This is a genomic window from Streptomyces vulcanius, assembly GCF_042653945.1.
Classification (GTDB): Bacteria; Actinomycetota; Actinomycetes; order Streptomycetales; family Streptomycetaceae; genus Streptomyces; species Streptomyces mangrovi.
Window position 1 is genome coordinate 116782 of record NZ_JBHSFK010000005.1, and the last position, 15862, is coordinate 132643.

The 15862-nt window shown below is 70.3% G+C and carries 13 protein-coding genes; 9 read left to right on the top strand and 4 right to left on the bottom strand.

Going from position 1 to position 15862, the window contains the following annotated elements:
* Positions 1-32 precede the first annotated feature (32 nt).
* Entirely contained in the window at positions 33-431 is a 399-nt protein-coding gene (locus tag ACFPIH_RS09495; RefSeq protein WP_381165546.1) for a hypothetical protein, read from the top strand.
* 76 nt (positions 432-507) lie between these two features.
* Here the strand turns inward: ACFPIH_RS09495 and ACFPIH_RS09500 are convergent, their stop codons facing one another.
* The 3 genes from ACFPIH_RS09500 to deoC are packed head-to-tail and all read right to left on the bottom strand — an operon-like array spanning position 508 to position 3842.
* Positions 508-1407, bottom strand: a complete 900-nt coding sequence (locus ACFPIH_RS09500; RefSeq protein WP_381165544.1) for an aldehyde dehydrogenase family protein — start codon at positions 1405-1407, stop codon at positions 508-510.
* Positions 1404-2870 carry an aldehyde dehydrogenase family protein gene (locus ACFPIH_RS09505; RefSeq protein ID WP_381165804.1) on the bottom strand — a complete coding sequence of 489 codons (1467 nt, stop codon included), beginning with the start codon at positions 2868-2870 and terminating at the stop codon, positions 1404-1406. The genes ACFPIH_RS09500 and ACFPIH_RS09505 overlap by 4 nt, the downstream gene beginning before the upstream one ends.
* A 12-nt stretch (positions 2871-2882) precedes the next feature.
* Positions 2883-3842: a deoxyribose-phosphate aldolase gene (deoC, locus tag ACFPIH_RS09510; RefSeq protein ID WP_381165802.1), complete on the bottom strand. Its 960-nt coding sequence runs from the start codon at positions 3840-3842 to the stop codon at positions 2883-2885.
* A 91-nt stretch (positions 3843-3933) separates the two neighbouring features.
* On the opposite strand from deoC, the gene ACFPIH_RS09515 reads away from it, so the two are divergent.
* Complete coding sequence (locus tag ACFPIH_RS09515; protein ID WP_381165542.1) at positions 3934-4668, top strand: PH domain-containing protein; 735 nt, start codon at positions 3934-3936, stop codon at positions 4666-4668.
* Between the two features lie 120 nt (positions 4669-4788).
* Positions 4789-6423, top strand: coding sequence for a hypothetical protein (locus ACFPIH_RS09520; protein WP_381165540.1), 1635 nt, complete (start codon positions 4789-4791; stop codon positions 6421-6423).
* Between the two features lie 42 nt (positions 6424-6465).
* On the opposite strand, the gene ACFPIH_RS09525 is transcribed toward ACFPIH_RS09520, so the two are convergent.
* Positions 6466-7230 (bottom strand): calcium-binding protein, encoded by a 765-nt coding sequence (locus ACFPIH_RS09525; RefSeq protein ID WP_381165538.1) that lies wholly within the window; start codon positions 7228-7230, stop codon positions 6466-6468.
* A 486-nt stretch (positions 7231-7716) separates the two neighbouring features.
* Here ACFPIH_RS09525 and ACFPIH_RS09530 point away from each other — a divergent pair, with 486 nt between their 5' ends.
* The 6 genes from ACFPIH_RS09530 to ACFPIH_RS09555 all read left to right on the top strand — a co-directional run bounded on the left by ACFPIH_RS09530 (position 7717) and on the right by ACFPIH_RS09555 (position 15831).
* Positions 7717-7998, top strand: a complete 282-nt coding sequence (locus tag ACFPIH_RS09530; protein ID WP_381165536.1) for a hypothetical protein — start codon at positions 7717-7719, stop codon at positions 7996-7998.
* A gap of 296 nt (positions 7999-8294) precedes the next feature.
* Positions 8295-9224, top strand: a complete 930-nt coding sequence (gene pstC / locus ACFPIH_RS09535; RefSeq protein WP_381165534.1) for a phosphate ABC transporter permease subunit PstC — start codon at positions 8295-8297, stop codon at positions 9222-9224.
* Between the two features lie 13 nt (positions 9225-9237).
* Entirely contained in the window at positions 9238-10554 is a 1317-nt protein-coding gene (pstA, locus tag ACFPIH_RS09540; protein WP_381165532.1) for a phosphate ABC transporter permease PstA, read from the top strand.
* Entirely contained in the window at positions 10551-12272 is a 1722-nt protein-coding gene (gene pstS / locus ACFPIH_RS09545) for a phosphate ABC transporter substrate-binding protein PstS (protein WP_381165530.1), read from the top strand. The genes pstA and pstS overlap by 4 nt, the downstream gene beginning before the upstream one ends.
* Positions 12269-14701, top strand: coding sequence for a hypothetical protein (locus ACFPIH_RS09550; RefSeq protein WP_381165528.1), 2433 nt, complete (start codon positions 12269-12271; stop codon positions 14699-14701). The genes pstS and ACFPIH_RS09550 overlap by 4 nt, the downstream gene beginning before the upstream one ends.
* Positions 14702-14832: 131 nt before the next feature.
* A complete protein-coding gene (locus ACFPIH_RS09555) occupies positions 14833-15831 on the top strand; it encodes a substrate-binding domain-containing protein (RefSeq protein WP_381165526.1) in 999 nt (332 codons plus the stop codon).
* Positions 15832-15862: the final 31 nt, after the last annotated feature.

A 15862-nucleotide genomic window follows, 5' to 3' on the forward strand; every position in this document is an offset into this window, starting at 1 on the left:
ATTACCTTGAGCGGCAGAAGGTGGCACCAGTGATGGCCCGACACGCATCCCCTCAGACCTCCACCGGCCGGCGCGCGCTCGCCGCCCTCGCGACCGCCGGAGTGGCGCTGGGCGCGGGCGCCTCGGCCGCCGGCGCGGCGACCGCCGAGCCGGTCGTCGACGTGATGCGCACCCGCCCCACCTCGATCGGCCACGTCGACCCGCAGGCGGGCGTGCAGGGGGCGCTCGGCGTCCTGCCGTATGTCACCGGCGCGCTCTCCCACCTCAAGCCCAACCCTCTCGCGGGCACGGGTGTCGATCCTCTGGACAACGGGATCGGCACCCAGCTCGCCGACTTCAAGCCGCTGACCTCGCAGATGCTGACGGGGCCGGTGGCCCAGGCGCAGTCGATCGGGGCGGTTCCGGTGGTGGGGGAGGTCTTGGGGGGCTGACGTCAGTGGGGAACTGCGGGTCCGTCGTGGCTGAGCGCGCAGTTCCCCGCGCCCCTGCCGGGCGCTTTGGTGCGACTCAGTACGAAGAGCCCGATGCGCCCAGGGCGCCTGTCGGGTGCCAGACCGTCTTGGTTTCCAGGAAGGCCGTCATGCGGTCCGTGCCCGGCGTTGCCGACCAGTCGTCCACAGGCTGTGGACGGAGGACGCGCTTGAGGTTGTCGGCCGCCGCGATTTCGAGTTCCTTCGCGAGGACCTCGTCCGCGCCCGCGAGGTCGATCGCGTTGACGTCCTGGTGCGCGGCCAGGGGCGCCGCGATCTCCGCCGTACGGCCGGAGAGGACGTTGACGACACCGCCGGGGACGTCGGACGTCGCGAGAACCTCGGCCAACGACAGCGCCGGGAGGGGGGACTTCTCACTGGCGATCACGATCGCCGTGTTGCCCGTCGCGATCACCGGGGCGAGGACGCTCACCAGGCCCAGGAACGATGACTCCTGGGGGGCCAGGACGGCCACCACGCCCGTGGGCTCGGGGGAGGAGAGGTTGAAGTAGGGGCCCGCGACCGGGTTGCCGCCGCCGACCACCTGGGCGATCTTGTCGGTCCAGCCCGCGTACCAGACCCAGCGGTCGATCGTCGCGTCCACGACCACCGCCGCCTTGGACTTCGACAGGCCCTCCGCGTCGGCCACCTCACGGGTGAACTGCTCCCGGCGGCCCTCCAGCATCTCCGCGACGCGGTACAACACCTGGCCGCGGTTGTACGCCGTGGCGCCCGACCAGCCGCCGAACGCCTTGCGGGCGGCCACGACCGCGTCACGGGCGTCCTTGCGGGACGACTGCGGCGCGTTCGCCAGCCACTTGCCCTTGGAGTCGGTCACCTCGTACACCCGGCCGCTCTCGGAACGCGGGAACTTCCCGCCGACGTACAGCTTGTAGGTCTTGAAGACAGTCAGGCGATCAACTGTATTTTCTTTCATCGCTCGCCCTCCGGGCTCGACGGGGCGAGGTACGCCTCCAGGCCGTGGCGGCCGCCCTCGCGGCCGAAGCCCGACTCCTTGTAGCCGCCGAAGGGCGAGGTCGGGTCGAATTTGTTGAACGTGTTGGACCACACGACGCCCGCGCGCAGTTTGTTCGCGACCGCGAGGATGCGGGAACCCTTCTCGGTCCAGATGCCCGCCGACAGGCCGTACGGGGTGTTGTTCGCCTTGGCGACCGCCTCGTCCGGGGTGCGGAAGGTGAGGACGGACAGCACCGGGCCGAAGATCTCGTCGCGGGCGACGGTGTGCGCCTGGGTGACGTTCGTGAAGAGCGTCGGGGCGAACCAGTAGCCGGCGGACGGGAGTTCGCAGGCCGGGGACCAGCGTTCGGCGCCCTCCGCCTCGCCCCGCTCGACCAGCGAGGTGATCCGGGTGAGCTGCTCCTCGGAGTTGATCGCGCCGATGTCCGTGTTCTTGTCCAGGGGGTCGCCGAGGCGGAGGGTGGAGAGCCTGCGCTTCAGGGACTCCAGGAGCTCGTCCTGGATCGACTCCTGGACCAGCAGGCGGGAGCCGGCGCAGCAGACCTGCCCCTGGTTGAAGAAGATGCCGTTCACGATGCCCTCGACGGCCTGGTCGATCGGGGCGTCGTCGAAGACGATGTTGGCACCCTTGCCGCCCAGTTCGAGGGTGAGCTTCTTGCGGGTGCCCGCGACCGTCTTCGCGATCTCCTTGCCGACGGCCGTGGAGCCGGTGAAGGCCACCTTGTTCACGTCCGGGTGCGCGACGAGCGCGGAGCCCGTGTCGCCGTAGCCCGGCAGGATGTTGACGACGCCCTTGGGGAGGCCCGCCTGGCGGCAGACGTCCGCGAAGAAGAGCGCGGAGAGGGGGGTCGTCTCGGCGGGCTTGAGGACGACCGTGTTGCCGGTCGCCAGGGCCGGGGCGATCTTCCAGGCCAGCATCAGAAGGGGGAAGTTCCAGGGGATGACCTGGCCGGCCACGCCCAGCGCCTGCGGGTTCGCGCCGAAGCCCGCGTGGTCGAGCTTGTCCGCCCAGCCCGCGTAGTAGAAGAAGTGCGCGGCGACCAGGGGGAGGTCGGCGTCGCGGGTCTCCTTGATGGGCTTGCCGTTGTCCAGGGTCTCCAGGACGGCGAGCTCGCGGCTGCGCTCCTGGATGATCCGGGCGATGCGGAACAGGTACTTCGCGCGCTCGGCGCCGGGCAGTGCCGACCACTTCTCGAAGGCCCTGCGGGCGGCCTTCACCGCGCGGTCGACGTCCTCCGCGCCGGCCTGGGCGACCTCCGACAGCACCTCCTCCGTGCTGGGGCTGACCGTCTTGAAGACCTTGCCGTCGGCCGCCTCGACGAACTCGCCGTCGATGAAGAGGCCGTAGGAGGGGGCGATGTCGACGACCGAGCGGGACTCGGGCGCCGGCGCGTATTCGAACACCGATGTCTGCTTTTCCATAGTCATGGGGTCTCAGTCCACCGTCACGTAGTCGGGGCCGGAGTAGCGGCCGGTGGCCAGCTTCTGACGCTGCATCAGCAGGTCGTTGAGGAGCGAGGAGGCGCCGAAGCGGAACCAGTGGTTGTCCAGCCAGTCCTCGCCGGCGGTCTCGTTGACCAGGACGAGGAACTTGATCGCGTCCTTGGACGTGCGGATGCCGCCGGCCGGCTTCACGCCCACCTGGACGCCGGTCTGCGCACGGAAGTCGCGCACCGCCTCCAGCATGAGGAGCGTGTTCGCGGGGGTCGCGTTCACGGCGACCTTGCCGGTGGACGTCTTGATGAAGTCCGCCCCGGCCAGCATGCCGAGCCAGCTCGCCCGGCGGATGTTGTCGTACGTCGACAGCTCGCCCGTCTCGAAGATGACCTTCAGGCGGGCCGACGTGCCGACGGACTCGCGCACGGCGACGATCTCGTCGTACACCTTGAGGTAGTGGCCCGCGAGGAACGCGCCGCGGTCGATGACCATGTCGATCTCGTCGGCGCCGGCGGCGACCGCGTCGCGCACGTCCGCCAGCTTCACCGGCAGGGCCGCGCGGCCGGCCGGGAAGGCGGTGGCGACGGAGGCGACCTTCACGCCGGAGCCGGCCACGGCCTGCTTCGCGACGGCCACCATGTCGGGGTAGACGCAGACCGCGGCGGTGGCGGGCGTGGTCCGGTCGGTCGGGTCGGGGCGGACCGCCTTGGCGCCGAGCGCCCGGACCTTGCCCGGGGTGTCCGCGCCTTCCAGCGTCGTCAGGTCGACCATCGAGATGGCGAGGTCGATGGCGTACGCCTTCGCGGTGGTCTTGATGGAACGGGTGCCGAGGGACGCGGCGCGCGCCTCCAGGCCGACCGCGTCGACGCCGGGCAGCCCGTGGAGGAAACGGCGCAGCGTGCTGTCGGACGCGGTGACGTCACCGAGAGCGTGTGCTGTGGGTGCAGTGGTGGGCATGGTCACCAGACGAGCATATCTACGCGCGTAGCGGATGTATACCCCGGAGGACTCGTCGGGGGTCGGGAGACCGTCGGGCAGAATCGGGGCCATGACGACCCCGGAAGAGCAGCCGCCCGAGCCGCAGCCCCCCGTCGGCGGTGCCGAACACACCGACCGGGTCTTCCGGTCGCACGCGGGCATCGGCAGCGGGGCGCTGCTGCTGGGGCTCGTCGGCTGGCTCTGCGTCGACGCGATCCTCGCCGGCGAGGGGCGTACGCCGTGGCTTGCGCTCGCCGCGCTGATCCTGGTGGTGCCGCTGACCGTCGCCTTCACGCTGCGGCCCGCCGTGTACGCCGGCCAGGACCGGCTGCGGGTGCGCAACCCCTTCCGGGTGGTCGCGCTGCCCTGGGGGCAGGTCGCCGCGCTGCGGTCGGGCTACTCCAACGAGGTGCTCACCCGGTCCGGGGCGAAGTACCAGCTGTGGGCGATCCCCGTCTCGCTGCGGCAGCGCAAGTCGGCGGCCCGCCAGGAGGCCCGCGCGACGGCCGCGCGGGCGGCGGAGCGGGAGGGGCGGAGCGATCACGCGGGCCGCGGCGGCCGTGGCGGGCTGACCGCTCGCGGCCTCGGCGGCTTCGGTGGCCTCGGCGGCTCGTCCGGGCCGGTGTCGGAGGGGCCCGTGCGATCCGGGGGCGACCGGGCCATGGACGACCTGCGCGAACTGTGGGAGTCCCGGGAGAAGGCGGAGAGCGCGCAGGGAGAGGTGAGTGTGCGATGGGCCTGGGAGATCCTGGGGCCGGCGCTCGCTGGGGCCGTGGTGCTGGGGATTCTGCTGGCTGTGGGGTGAGGCCGGGTTTTGCGCGGTCGTGATCGGAGGGCTCTGTTCGGTCACAGGCTCGTTCGTCATCATCGGGGCGTGCGCCTGCCATGACGGTTGTTTCGGGCGCCCTGATCGTCGGGGGAACGAATGAGTACGCATGCTGACGAGGTGCTGCGGCTGCCGAGAGGCCTGGTGCCCGGCGGGTGTCCGGACTGGGACCGGGTGGGGGCGGAACGCTGGGTGCGGGAGCTTCCGGCGCGGTGGGTGCCGCTGCGGGCGCGGATGTCCCTCGCGGTGGTGCTGCCGATGGGCGCGGTGAGCGGGGCGGCGACCTTGGGAGAGTTCGGGCAGCTGCCGGGCTGGGCTGCCGCTGTGGTGTTTCTGCAGGTGGTATGGGTGGTGTACCGGCCTGAGGCGGCGCTGGTGTTCGCGCCCGTCGGTGCTGTGGTGGTTGTCGCCCTCGGGGACTGGCCGTGGATCGTGCGGGGGGTGATCGTGGGCGCGCTGGTCGTCGTCGGGACGGCTGCGGCGCTGCGGCTGGCGGCTCGGCGCTCGCAGCGGGCGGTGGCTCTGGAAGCGGCCGGAGGTGTCACAGCCGTGCTGCCGGAGGCGGTGGGCGGGCGGCCGGAACGGGGTGGCTTTCTCTTCGGGTTCGGTGTGGTCACCGTCGTCGCCGGGGGCGTGCTGTACGCCACGGCAGGCCTCTGGCCCGCCGCCGACGACCGGCAGGGTGCGCCGGCGGCCGGCTGGGCGCTGGCCGGGCTCGGGCTCACCCTGGCGCTCTCCGGGGCGCTGGCCCGGCGGCGGGCCGTCGGGCTGCGCGCGGGGCCCGTTCCCGTGCTGCGGGTTCTGGTGCGGGACGGCGAGGCCGGAGACCCCGAGGTGTTCGCGGCCGATGACACCGGCGCGCTGCGGCCCCTGTTCACGGTGGCAACCCGTGAAGCGGGGGATCAGGAGGAGGACGGTGACGAGGAGGAGGAGCTTCCGGAACTGTTCGACGACGAGCGGGTCGGGCCGCTGCGCGAGGCGGTTCTGTACGGGGTGCCCAGTGACGGGGCCGAGGTCGTGCTTCTCGCCGCCGCCGCGAAGGTCGGTGAGGCGCCGGTCGTAGAGGTCGGGACGGGGCCGGTGCGGCCCGTGTCGGCGGGGACCGTGTGGCTCAGAGACCGGCGCGAGCGGGGCAGGGCCGCCCAGGAGGTCGTGTACGAGGCGCGGCGGAGGGGCGTCGCCGAGCGGATCGCCGCGGAGGGGGCGGGGGCGGTGGTGAAGGTACGGCGGTGGCGGGCCGGGTGGGCCGACTGGATCTCCGTCACGGTGGTGGTGCTGTACGGGGTCTGGTTCACGGGCACGTTCGGGTGGTGGCGGTACGTCTGGGGTCTTGGGCTGGTCCTGCTGGCCGCGCGGGTGCTGCCGCGGCTGCTCGCCTGGCGGGTCACCGCCGACCGGGAGGGGCTGTGGTTCAACGGCTTCCGGGGGGTGCGGCAGCTGGCCTGGGACGACGTCCGGGCGGTGCGGTGCCGGGGGGTGGGGCTGCGGATCGTCGGTACGCCGGAGTCCTTCGGCGAGTGGTCGGTGGACGCGTTCCGCTGGCCGTGGCTGGAGCGGAGGCTCGGTGTGCTGCATCCCTACGAGCGGACGGCCGCCGAGATCACCGCGATGTGGCGGGACCCCGAACTGCGGCCGGTGGGTGTGAGTGACGTGCGGCAGCGGGGGAGCGCGCTCTGGCCGTCGGGGGTGGCGATCGCGGTGTTCGGGGTGACGGCGGTGTTCCTGCTGCTCTGACCGGCGCCGGGCCACGGTCGGCCCGGCGCCGGATGGTACGGGTCAGCCCACGACGTCCACGAAGGCGCCCGGGGAGAGTGCCGCCGCCGTGGTCGCCGAGCCGGCGTAGGACCAGCGGTAGTAGCCGTCGCCGTACGCGCGTACGCCGGTGGAGAGGGTGCCGTCGGCCGCGGTCCGGACGGTCTTCAGGGTGCAGAACGTGCTGCTGCCCTTCGGGCGGAACTGGAGTTCGACGGACTGTCCGGCCGCGCCGGGCACGGAGGCGCCGGTCGCCCAGCCGGTGTTCGTCACACCGCCGGCGACGGTGACCGTACGGCCCCACTTCACCCGCTTGGGGGCGCTCACCGAAACGCCGCTGTCGCGCAGCACGCTGAAGTCCGCCGCGCTGTCGAGGAACTCGGCGTCGCCGTCGGCGGCGATGGCGTAGGCGCTGACACTCCAGGTGCCGGCCTGTGCGTCGGTGGCCGGGGCGGTGCCGGGGGTGAGGGTGAAGGTCAGGGTGCAGGTGGTGGTGGCGTCGGTGGTCGCGGCACAGGCACCCGTCGAGGCGACGGTGGCGTCCGGGGTCAGGTAGGAGCCGTGGTAGAGGGTGGCGTTGATCCGGTCGAGGCCGGTCGGGTCGGTCGCGGTGACCTCTACGGTGACGGTTCTCGCGCCCGTGCCGACGACGACGGGCCGGCCGTCGTTGACGACCACGCCCGTGATGTCGGTGTCGCCGAACTGCTCGTCCGCGTGCGCGGCCGGGACGGTGAGGGCGGACAGGGCCACGACGCCGCACACGGCGGCGACGGCGGAGTAAATGCGCATGCGAATTCCCCAGAGTGAATGGGCCCGAAATGACGGGTGCAGCGTACTCGGTGAATTTCGGCGGATATCGGGTGCGAAGATTTCACGGTAGGCCGAAGGGGAAATTCGGATCGAACTTCGGCGGAGCTGGCGCCCACCTGCGCGTGCCGGCCTTCCGGATGATCCAACTCCGGTGGATTTCAAGGCAGTTGGGTATCCGCCGACTCCTGTCGGTTTCTGTCGATCGGTGCGTGAACGAGGGACAACTTTCGAGTGAAAACTGCCGAAGCCATTGATCTCCTGTATCTCCGCTCTCACTAACCTGCGTGTGCCGCGTGACCGGCGAACCAGTGCCGACTCGTGCGGCTTCCTGATCTGGGGAAACAGGAGTGGGGATGGATGGCGGCAAAAATGATGGGGGGCGCGGCCGTGCCTGGGACGCGCTGTCAGATAGACATAGGTGCAGACGGCACATATTCGTGGCGGCTCACCGCCACGAACGGCCGGGTGATCGCCGTCGCGGCGCGGAAGTACCGGGACTACGGCGAGTGCCGCGGTGCGTTCGAGCGGATGTGCGGCGATGTGGGGGAGTTAACCGGAGCCGTGCACCACACCTCGGAGGGCAGCGGCTGGGTCTGGCGGCTGCGTGATCCGGGTGGAGGCGCGGTGGCCGTGTCCTCGCGCGCGTATGAACGGCACTCGACCTGCCAGGCCGCGTACGACCGGTTCCGGGCGCTGCTGGCCGATCTCGGCTCGGGTGGGGTGATCCCCTGGGGCGACGGCGGCTGAGCCGGACCGGGCCGAAGAAGTCGGCGATGTCAACGTTGTCAACCATGCGATGAGTTGAGAGGGGCAAGGGGTCGGCGTCCCGGAGGGGTCCGGTCCCTTGCCCCTTATTTTCGCCGCGTTCACGTCAATATCGAAAGTTGCCCCGCGGGGTGGCGTAGTTCACTTTCAGGTCTGCGCGTGTCCACCGCGCCTCACGAACGTCGTCCCATGTGACGACGCGAATGTTTGAGCGAGCCGCGGTCCCGGCGGGCGACCCTCCCAGACGCCTGTATCCGGACCAAGGAGTGCCGGACCGGGTGTTCCGGGGCGTGCTGCGGGGCGGCGGCGGCCTGGTGCTCGCGATCATGCTGCTCGTCGGCGGCTTCCTGACGTACCGGGCCTGGCAGGCGCTGTCGGTCGCCAAGTGGGGCTTCGTCACGACCGAGGAATGGGAGCCCGAGGCCGGGAACTTCGGCATCGCCGCGGTGCTCATCGGCACCATCCTGATCGCCATGGTCGCCATCGTGTTCGCGGTACCGATGGCGATCGGCACGGCGCTGTACATCTCCGAGTACGCGCCGGCCCGGATCCGCCAGACCCTGATCAGCATCGTCGACCTGATGGCCGCCGTGCCGTCCGTGGTCTACGGCCTGTGGGGCCTGTTCTTCTTCCAGGGGCACGTGGTCACCCTCTCGCGCTGGCTCTCCACCTACCTCGGCTGGATCCCCCTGTTCAAGGTCGACGGCACCGACCCGAACGACCCGCTCGCCACCGCGACGGTCTTCACCTCCTCCACCTTCATCGCCGGCATGGTCGTCTCCCTGATGGTGGCGCCGATCATCTGCTCGGTGGTGCGGGAGGTCTTCTCGCAGGCGCCGGTCGGCGAGCGGGAGGGCGCCTTCGCGCTCGGTGCCAACCGCTGGGGCATGATCCGCAGCGTGGTCCTGCCCTTCGGCAAGGGCGGCATGATCGGCGGCACCATGCTGGGCCTGGGCCGGGCGCTCGGCGAGACCATCGCCGTCTACCTGATCATCTCGCCGGTGTTCGTGATCCAGCCGCACATCCTGCAGAACGGCACCAGCTCGGTCGCCTCGCTGATCGCCCTGCGCTACGCCGAGGCGTCCAGCTTCAGCATGTCGGCGCTGATGGCCGCCGGCCTCGCGCTGTTCCTGATGACCCTCGTCGTCAACTTCGCCGCTTCGTCGATCGTCGCCCGCAGCCGCTCCGGCGCGACGAGCGACTCCTAGGAGAACGAGCCCGATGACCGTCACCGCTCCACAGAGCCCGCCCGGCGACCACGCGCCCGGCCCCGAGGACGCGCGGCCCGCCCCGCCCACCGTGCTGCCGGCCCGGTTCTCCGCACAGTCGACGCGCGGAGAACCGCGCCGCAACCTGTCCACGCTGCGCGGCTCCGACGTGTACGCGATGCTGGGCGCCCTCGCCGCGTCCCTCGCCGTCACCTGGGTCATGTTCGACCGGCTGCTGCCGTTCAACGGCGCGCTGGGCTTCGTCGTCATCGCCTACGCGCTCTTCCTCGGCCTCTACGCGCTGCTGGTCTCCTTCGACGAGGACGGCCCGGCCGTCCGCGACCGGCTGGCCGCCGTCGTCGTCCAGAGCCTCGGCCTGCTGATGCTCGCCGTGCTGGGCTTCGTGGTCGTCTACACCATCTGGCAGGGCCGCACGGCGCTGCCGCACCTGAACTTCTACACAGAGTCGATGGCCAACGCCGGACCGCTCGAACCCCTGAGCGTCGGCGGCATCGCGCACGCGATCGTCGGCACGCTGTGGCAGATCTCCATCGCCCTGCTGATCTGCATCCCGGTCGGGCTGGTGTCCGCGGTCTTCCTCAACGAGGTGCCCGGCGCCTTCAGCCGGTTCGTACGCACCATCGTCGAGGCGATGACCGCGCTGCCGTCCGTCGTGGCCGGTCTGTTCATCTACGCGACCATCATCCTGGGGCTCGGCGTCGACCAGTCCGGTATCGCCGCCGGCCTCGCGATCTCCGTGATGATGCTGCCGATCATCATCCGCGCCGCGGACGTGGTGCTCCGGCTGGTCCCCGGCACGCTGCGGGAGGCGTCCTACGCGCTCGGCACCTCGCGGTGGCGCACGGTGTGGCATGTGGTGCTGCCCACCTCCCGGTCGGGGCTCACCACCGCGATCATCCTCGGCACCGCGCGCGGGGTGGGCGAGACCTCGCCGGTGCTGCTGACCGCCGGTTACACCCAGGAAATGGAAACGAACCCGTTCGGCGACTCGATGGTGTCGCTGCCGCTGACGGCGTTCAAGCTCGTCGAGTCCCCCGAACCCGCCTACATCGCCCGCGGGTTCGGCACCGCGGCGGTCCTGCTGGTGCTGGTGCTCGTCCTGTTCGTCGTCGCCCGCGTGCTGGGCGGGCGCGGACCGGGCAGGCTGACCCGCCGTCAGGAACACCGCCGGGTCAAGGCGTCCCGCCGTGACATTCAGCGGTACAGCACGCGCGTGGCGACCGCCACGCCGACGACCGGCACCGCATCGACCGGCGCCGCATCGACCAGTTCCGCATCGACCAGTTCGTCCACGAGGAGCACCCCGTGATACCCGCACCCGTCCGTCGTCCGCGCGCCCCGCGTGTGGCCCAGGCGCTGGCGCTGGTCGTCGCCCTGGTCTGCGCGCTGCTGGCGCTCAACCCGCCGGGTGCCGCGGCCGCCGGGTATGTGAAGATCAGCGGCTCCGGCTCGACGTGGAGCGCCAACGCCATCGAGCAGTGGCGCCGCAACGCCCGCCAGGGGGGCATCAGCGTCGACTACGCGTCGGTGGGCTCGTCGGTCGGCCGTACCCAGTTCGCGAACGGCACCTCCGACTTCGGCGTCTCCGAAATCCCGTACGGACTCACCGAGTTCGGGGCGACGGACACCCCGCCGAGCCGCAAGTACGCGTATATGCCGATCGTGGCCGGTGGTACGTCGTTCATGTACAACCTCAAGATCGGTGGTCAGCGGGTCACCAACCTCCGGCTGTCCGGGGAGGTCCTCGCCAAGATCTTCACCGGCAAGCTGACGATGTGGAACGCGCCGGAGATCCGGGCGGACAACCCCAAGCTGAATCTCCCGGCCCGCCGGATCGTCCCGGTCATCCGCTCCGACGGCTCCGGTACGACCGCCCAGTTCACGCTGTGGTTGTCCAAGCAGCACGGCTCCCTGTGGAACGACTACTGCAAGCGGGCGGGCAAGCCCACGCCCTGCGGGCTGACCTCGTACTTCCCGAACATCCCGGGCTCCGGCTTCGTCGCCCAGTCCGGTTCGCTCGGCGTCGCGGGCTACACCAAGCAGCCGCAGGCCGAGGGCGCCATCACCTACGTCGAGTACTCGTACGCCACGAACGCCAACTTCCCCGTCGCCAAGCTCCTCAACAAGTCCGGCTACTACGTCGAGCCGACCGCCTCCAGTGTGGCCGTGGCGCTCACCAAGGCCCGGATCAACAACGACCCGCGCTCGGCGAACTACCTGACCCAGGACCTGGGCGGCGTCTACACGTACTCCGACCGGCGCACCTACCCCCTCTCCAGCTACAGCTACATGATCATCCCGACCAGGGTGGAGATGGACTTCACCAAGGCCAAGGGCGCCGCGCTCAGCGCCTTCGCCAAGTACTTCCTCTGCGAGGGCCAGCAGGAGGCCGACCGGCTCGGCTACTCGCCGCTGCCGAAGAACCTGGTCGAGGCGGCCATGGAGCAGGTGCGCAGGATCCCCGGCGCGGAGACGGGGAACATCAACATCCGCAAGTGCGACAACCCGACCTTCTCCAGCGACGGCACCAACCTCCTCGCCAGGAACGCCCCGTACCCGCAGGCGTGCGACAAGAAGGGCGCCGACCAGTGCGCCACCGGCACCGGCGGTGCCAGGACGCCCACCAACCAGTCGGGCAGCGGCGGCGGTACCTCGGGCGGCTCGTCGTCGACCGGCGGCGGCTCCTCGACCGGTGGTTCCGCCTCGACGGGCGGCACGGGCGGTACGGCCGGGACCACCGGCGGCGCGACCGGCGGCTCCACCACCACCGCAGGCACGACCGGTACGACGGGTGGCGGCGCGATCGACCCCGAGACCGGTGACGTGATCAGCACCGCCGACGCCGGCGGCACCGGCGACACCTCCGTGGTCGCCAGCCCGGTCTCCCTCGCCTCCGGCGACTCGGCCGGTCTGCGTACGGCGCTGATGGCGCTGTCGGCCCTGCTGCTGCTCGGCGTGGTCGTGGGCCCGCCGCTGATCGGCCGTCTGATGTCCAACCGGACGCGCCGGAACGGGGGTTCGGTATGAGCCCCGCAGTGAACGTCGGCACGGGCACGCCCCGGCCGCGGGTCGTCGCGGCCGTCGGCGCCCTGCTGGCCGCCCTCGTCCTGGCCCTGCTGCCGGTGCCGTCCGGCACGGCGGTCGCCGCCGCCGCGGACGATTCCGCGGTGACGGTGACGGGGAAGCAGGGCAAGTACGACGACTTCTCCACGCTCAAGGTGACGGTCCATCAGACCGAGAGCCTGCGCACTCAAGGTGTGCGGATCACCTGGGAAGGGGGCGCTCCGACGACGCCGGACACGGCGTTCTGGACCAACTACCTCCAGATCATGCAGTGCTGGGGCGACGATCCGACGGGGCCCGCGCGAGAACAGTGCGCGTACGGAGGATCCGGCGTTCCGCTGCCCGGCATCGGTGCGGAGAGCCGGTCGCTCACCACGGTGCAGGATCCCGACGAGACGCAGTACACGGGTGCCGGCGCGTTCGTTCCGTTCCGCCCCTCCGACGGATCCTCGCCCACCACGTCTCCCACGGACAAGACCTGGTTCGGCCCGCTGGGCACCAACGAACAGCCGGCCAGCCGTACGTTCGCGGGCGGCAAGGGCGAGACGACCTTCGAAGTGCAGGACGGGTTCGAGTCGTCCGGCCTGGGATGCGGTCTGAACACGGCGCCCGCCGGCAGCACTCCCGTACCCCGGTCGTGCTGGCTGGTCATCGTGCCGCGGGGCACGCACAACGCCGACGGCTCGGATGTCACGGCGGCCGGACAGGACGGGACGATCGACGGCTCGCCCCTGTCCACCACCAACTGGGCACAGCGAATGGTGGTCCCGCTCGACTTCCTGCCGGCCGGCGAGTTCTGCCCGGAGGGGCAGCCGCGGCAGCCCACGATCGGTTCGGAGCTGGCGACGGACGTGATGACCTCCTGGCAGCCGAAGCTGTGCTCGACCACGGGAAACACCTACGGCTTCCTCCAGGGAGGCGAGGAACCGACCAGGGCCCGGGTGCTGAACACGACGAGCGACGCGCCCCTGCTCGGTTTCACCGTCGATCCGGTCGCCCGGCCGGAAGGCGGGGCGAAGATCGTGCACGCGCCCGTGGCGGTGTCCGGGCTGGCCATCGCGTTCTTCATGGAATCGGCGTCCGGCGTGGTGCAGGAAATGAAACTGACGCCACGGATCGTCGCCAAGATGCTGACGCATTCCTACGTCAAGGACGTGACCTTGGGGGATGCCCCGGAGCACTTGGCCGGAAATCCCGAGTTCTTCGGGGAGGATCCGGAATTCAAGGAACTGAACCCGGAATTTCCGACACTGAGCGGGCAGCCGACCAGCCTCATGGTTCCCCTGCTGACCTCCGACACGACACGGATCGTCTGGAACTGGCTGCAGTCGGACCAGGAGGCCCGGGATTTCCTTGACGGGAAAAAGGACCCCTGGGGAATGACGGTGAACCGCTATTTCAAGGATCTGAACCTGGCGGAGGCCACATCGCTGACCGACTTCCCCAAGGTGGATCCGACCACGTCACCGGCCGTTGCCAACAGTGATCCGCCCCTCACCTACACCGTGGAGGGACTGGACCCGTACACGAACGACCTGCACGACGCCGCGGTGCACACCCGCCGGGGCAACACCGGCAACCTTGTCAAATGGGAGGCGGGGAACAACTCCCCACCCAAGCTCGTCAACGATGTTCCCCTGTCGGGCCGGCACGCCGTGATGGGGATCGTCGACGTCGCGTCGGCGCAGCGCTACGGACTGAAGACGGCGTCTCTGCGCAACGCGGACGGTACCTTCGTGAAGCCCTCGACGGACACGCTGACGGCGGCCGTCGGGGAAATGCAGCGGTCGTCCGTGGACGCGACGGTGCTCAAGCCGGATCCGGCCAGGGCCAAGGGGCAGGCGTACCCGCTGACCGCCGTCACCTACGTCGCGGCCTCGGTGGACCAGACGGCCGCGGCCCGTACCGCTTACGCGAAGTTCATGAGGTACGCCGCCGGAGCCGGTCAGACGCCGGGCCTGTCGGCGGGTGAACTACCCCCGGGCTACGCGCCGCTGCCTGCGAGTCTGCGTGCCCGGGCGAAGACCGCCGCGGACACCCTGGAGAGCTACAAGCCCCCGACCGAGTCGTCCGACCCGGACGGCGACGGAGGCGGCACCGGCGGCACGACGGCCGGCGGAACCTCCGGCTCCGGCACCGGCACCGGCGGCACGACGGCCGGCGGAACGGGCGGCGACACCGCCTCCGCCACACCCGGGGCCGGTACGACCGGCGGCTCCGCCGCGCCCTCCTCGGGGCCGCAGGAGAATGTCGCGAAATCGGCCGACGGGGTCACCCCGGGAGATGTTCTGGGAATTGTCCGATGGATTCTCCTCGTCGTTCTTTTCCTGGGTGGAGCGGCTGGACTTTCCGGCCCGATAATGCTGCGACTTGCCCAGCGAAAATCCCCCTAGGGGGTTTCTAGGAAATCTCCTCTTAACCTTGCGCTGGAAACGTAGGCAGCGGTCAAAGCCCTCGCAATCAAAGCCCTCGCAATCAAAGCCTGCGAATCAAAGCCTGCGAAATCAAAACGAGAGGTTCAGAAATGAGCGTCAAGTCCTACGCCAAGGTCGGCGCCGCTTTCGGCGTCGCGGCTCTCGGTCTCGGCATCCTGGCCGCTCCGGCTTCGGCGGACCCGACCTCGGCGACTGACTACCGTCAGCTGGCCGGTGTCGGTTCGGACACCACGCAGGACGTCATGAACGGCCTGGGTGACGTCATCACGAACGCCAACGGCAAGGTCATCGCGTCGTGGGACGCCACCGGCACCACCCCGATCACCACCAAGGTGAACTGTTCGATCGCCCGCCCGAACGGCTCCTCGGCCGGCATCACGGCGCTGAACAACGACATCAACGCCGGCACCGGCTGCATCGACTTCGCCCGCTCCTCGCGCGGCCCGGCCGACACCTCCACCAATGACCTCACCTTCATCCCGTACGCCAAGGACGGTGTCACCTACGCCACCGACCTGGGCAGCACGGTGCCGACGAACCTGACGAAGACGCAGCTCGCCTCCATCTACACGAACTGCACCTACACCGACGCCTCGGGCAACGTGATCACCGTGGCGCCGCTGCTGCCGCAGACCGGCTCGGGCACCCGGACCTTCTGGCTGTCCGCCATCGGCCTCACCGACTCCCAGGTCGGTTCCTGCGTCACCCAGGGCGTCCAGGAGCACAACGGCGAGGCCATCACCGCCGCCAACCAGCTGATGCCGTACTCGATCGCCCAGTGGATCGCCCAGGGCAAGGGCATCACGGGCGTCGACAACCGTCGCGGTGAGTCGCGTCTGCGCAGCATCAACAGCCTGGCCCCCACCACGGGCTCCGGCACGGCGCTCGCGCTCAACCTGAACTTCGACGCCGGCTTCCTGCGCAACGTCTACAACGTCGTCCCGACCGGCAAGCTCTCCAACGCCGTCATCGCCGACACCTTCGTCGGTGCCGCCTCCAAGGTCTGCTCCAACAGCGCCACGATCACCAACTACGGCTTCGGCGCCCTGACCGACTGCGGCGCCACGACCCTCACGGGCGAGCGCTGATCCGTGATCGACCTCTGAATCCTCGCGTAAC